Below are 3,312 nucleotides of genomic sequence, written 5' to 3'. Positions count from 1 at the left end.
CTGGTAAGACGCTCTCGTTATAGGGTCAAGCGAACAAGTGCATGTGGTGGATGCCTTGGCGATCACAGGCGATGAAGGACGCGGTAGCCTGCGAAAAGCTGCGGGGAGCTGGCAAACGAGCTTTGATCCGCAGATCTCCGAATGGGGAAACCCGGCCCGTATGGGTCATCCTAGGCTGAATACATAGGTCTAGTGAAGCGAACGCGGCGAACTGAAACATCTAAGTAGCCGCAGGAAGAGAAATCAACCGAGATTCCCAAAGTAGTGGCGAGCGAAATGGGAAGAGCCTGTACGTGTTATTGGTGTGGTTAGCTGAACGTTCTGGAAAGGGCGGCCATAGCGGGTGATAGCCCCGTAAGCGAAAACTGCATGAAAGGACTAGGCGTACGACAAGTAGGGCGGGACACGTGAAATCCTGTCTGAAGATGGGGGGACCATCCTCCAAGGCTAAATACTCGTGATCGACCGATAGTGAACCAGTACCGTGAGGGAAAGGCGAAAAGAACCCCGGGAGGGGAGTGAAATAGATCCTGAAACCGCATGCATACAAACAGTCGGAGCCCCGCTTTAAGCGCTTTCGGCGTGTTCACGAAGTGAACACGTCAAAAGACATTAAGGCTGAAATAGCAAGACTCAGCGCTTAAAGAGGGATTTAAGCGCGAGAGCGCTTAAAGCGGGGTGACGGCGTACCTTTTGTATAATGGGTCAGCGACTTACGTTCAGTAGCAAGCTTAACCGAATAGGGCAGGCGTAGCGAAAGCGAGTCCGAATAGGGCGTTCAGTTGCTGGGCGTAGACCCGAAACCAGATGATCTATCCATGGCCAGGTTGAAGGTGCGGTAACACGTACTGGAGGACCGAACCCACTAGTGTTGAAAAACTAGGGGATGAGCTGTGGATAGGGGTGAAAGGCTAAACAAATCTGGAAATAGCTGGTTCTCTCCGAAAACTATTTAGGTAGTGCCTCGTGTCTCACCTTCGGGGGTAGAGCACTGTCATGGTTGAGGGGTCCATTGCGGATTACCTCGCCATAGCAAACTCCGAATACCGAAGAGTGTAATCACGGGAGACAGACATCGGGTGCTAACGTCCGGTGTCAAGAGGGAAACAACCCAGACCGCCAGCTAAGGTCCCCAAATATGGCTAAGTGGGAAACGAAGTGGGAAGGCTAAAACAGTCAGGAGGTTGGCTTAGAAGCAGCCATCCTTTAAAGAAAGCGTAATAGCTCACTGATCGAGTCGTCCTGCGCGGAAGATGTAACGGGGCTAAGCCATATACCGAAGCTGCGGGTGCACGAGCAATCGTGCGCGGTAGGAGAGCGTTCCGTAAGCCTGTGAAGGTGTCTTGTAAAGGATGCTGGAGGTATCGGAAGTGCGAATGCTGACATGAGTAGCGATAAAGGGGGTGAAAGGCCCCCTCGCCGTAAGCCCAAGGTTTCCTACGCAACGTTCATCGGCGTAGGGTGAGTCGGCCCCTAAGGCGAGGCAGAAATGCGTAGCTGATGGGAAGCAGGTCAATATTCCTGCACCGTCGTGAGATGCGATGGGGGGACGGATCGCGGAAGGTTGTCCGGGTGTTGGACGTCCCGGTCGCTGCATTGGAGAAGGCGCTTAGGCAAATCCGGGCGCGGAATTCAAGGGTGTGGCGCGAGCGGCTTTAGGCCGCGAAGCAATCGGAAGGGGTCCCAAGAAAAGCCTCTAAGCTTCAGTCTCACGATGACCGTACCGCAAACCGACACAGGTGGGCGAGATGAGTATTCTAAGGCGCTTGAGAGAACTCGGGAGAAGGAACTCGGCAAATTGGTACCGTAACTTCGGGATAAGGTACGCCCTGGTAGCTTGACCCCCCTGCGGGGGAAGGGTGAAGGGGTTGCAATAAACTGGTGGCTGCGACTGTTTAATAAAAACACAGCACTCTGCAAACACGAAAGTGGACGTATAGGGTGTGACGCCTGCCCGGTGCCGGAAGATTAAATGATGGGGTGCAAGCTCTTGATTGAAGTCCCGGTAAACGGCGGCCGTAACTATAACGGTCCTAAGGTAGCGAAATTCCTTGTCGGGTAAGTTCCGACCTGCACGAATGGCGTAACGATGGCCACACTGTCTCCTCCCGAGACTCAGCGAAGTTGAAGTGTTTGTGATGATGCAATCTCCCCGCGGCTAGACGGAAAGACCCCATGAACCTTTACTGTAGCTTTGCATTGGACTTTGAACCGATCTGTGTAGGATAGGTGGGAGGCTATGAAACCGGAACGCTAGTTTCGGTGGAGCCGACCTTGAAATACCACCCTGGTTTGTTTGAGGTTCTAACCTTGGCCCGTGATCCGGGTCGGGGACAGTGCATGGTAGGCAGTTTGACTGGGGCGGTCTCCTCCCAAAGGGTAACGGAGGAGTACGAAGGTACGCTAGGTACGGTCGGAAATCGTGCTGATAGTGCAATGGCATAAGCGTGCTTAACTGCGAGACCGACAAGTCGAGCAGGTGCGAAAGCAGGTCATAGTGATCCGGTGGTTCTGTATGGAAGGGCCATCGCTCAACGGATAAAAGGTACTCTGGGGATAACAGGCTGATACCGCCCAAGAGTTCATATCGACGGCGGTGTTTGGCACCTCGATGTCGGCTCATCTCATCCTGGGGCTGTAGCCGGTCCCAAGGGTATGGCTGTTCGCCATTTAAAGAGGTACGTGAGCTGGGTTTAAAACGTCGTGAGACAGTTTGGTCCCTATCTGCCGTGGGCGTTGGAAGTTTGAGGGGGGCTGCTCCTAGTACGAGAGGACCGGAGTGGACGAACCTCTGGTGTACCGGTTGTCACGCCAGTGGCATCGCCGGGTAGCTATGTTCGGAAGAGATAACCGCTGAAAGCATCTAAGCGGGAAACTCGCCTCAAGATGAGACTTCCCCGGGGCTTCGAGCCCCTTGAAGGGTCGTTCAAGACCAGGACGTTGATAGGTCGGGTGTGTACACGCAGTAATGCGCTGAGCTAACCGATACTAATTGCCCGTAAGGCTTGATCCTATAACCGGAGCGTTTTAAAAGGCGACCAGCGAGTGCTTGAGCACTGACTGGGAACCACCCCCGTAGGGGGTACGCGCTTCAGGACCCTCGCGATGTGCCACGATGCACTCGCTACCCACCCCTTACTGCCCTTCTTCCCAGATTGGCTGTGCCGCCCACCCGCGACACGGCAACAAGTCATGCCTGATGACCATAGCGAGTTGGTACCACCCCTTCCCATCCCGAACAGGACCGTGAAACGACTCCACGCCGATGATAGTGCGGATCCCCGTGTGAAAGTAGGTAATCGTCAGGCTCCC

2 rRNA genes are annotated in these 3,312 nt (G+C 54.4%); both read left to right on the top strand.

The annotated features are described in order from the left end of the window. Positions 1-23 precede the first annotated feature (23 nt). Positions 24-3,013 (top strand): 23S ribosomal RNA (locus B0G57_RS30550). Between the two features lie 182 nt (positions 3,014-3,195). Beyond that, positions 3,196-3,308 (top strand): 5S ribosomal RNA (gene rrf, locus B0G57_RS30545). Positions 3,309-3,312: the final 4 nt, after the last annotated feature.

The sequence above is a fragment of the Trinickia symbiotica genome (genome assembly GCF_002934455.1).
GTDB lineage: Bacteria > Pseudomonadota > Gammaproteobacteria > Burkholderiales > Burkholderiaceae > Trinickia > Trinickia symbiotica.
This window is presented reverse-complemented; position numbering and strand designations above follow the sequence as displayed.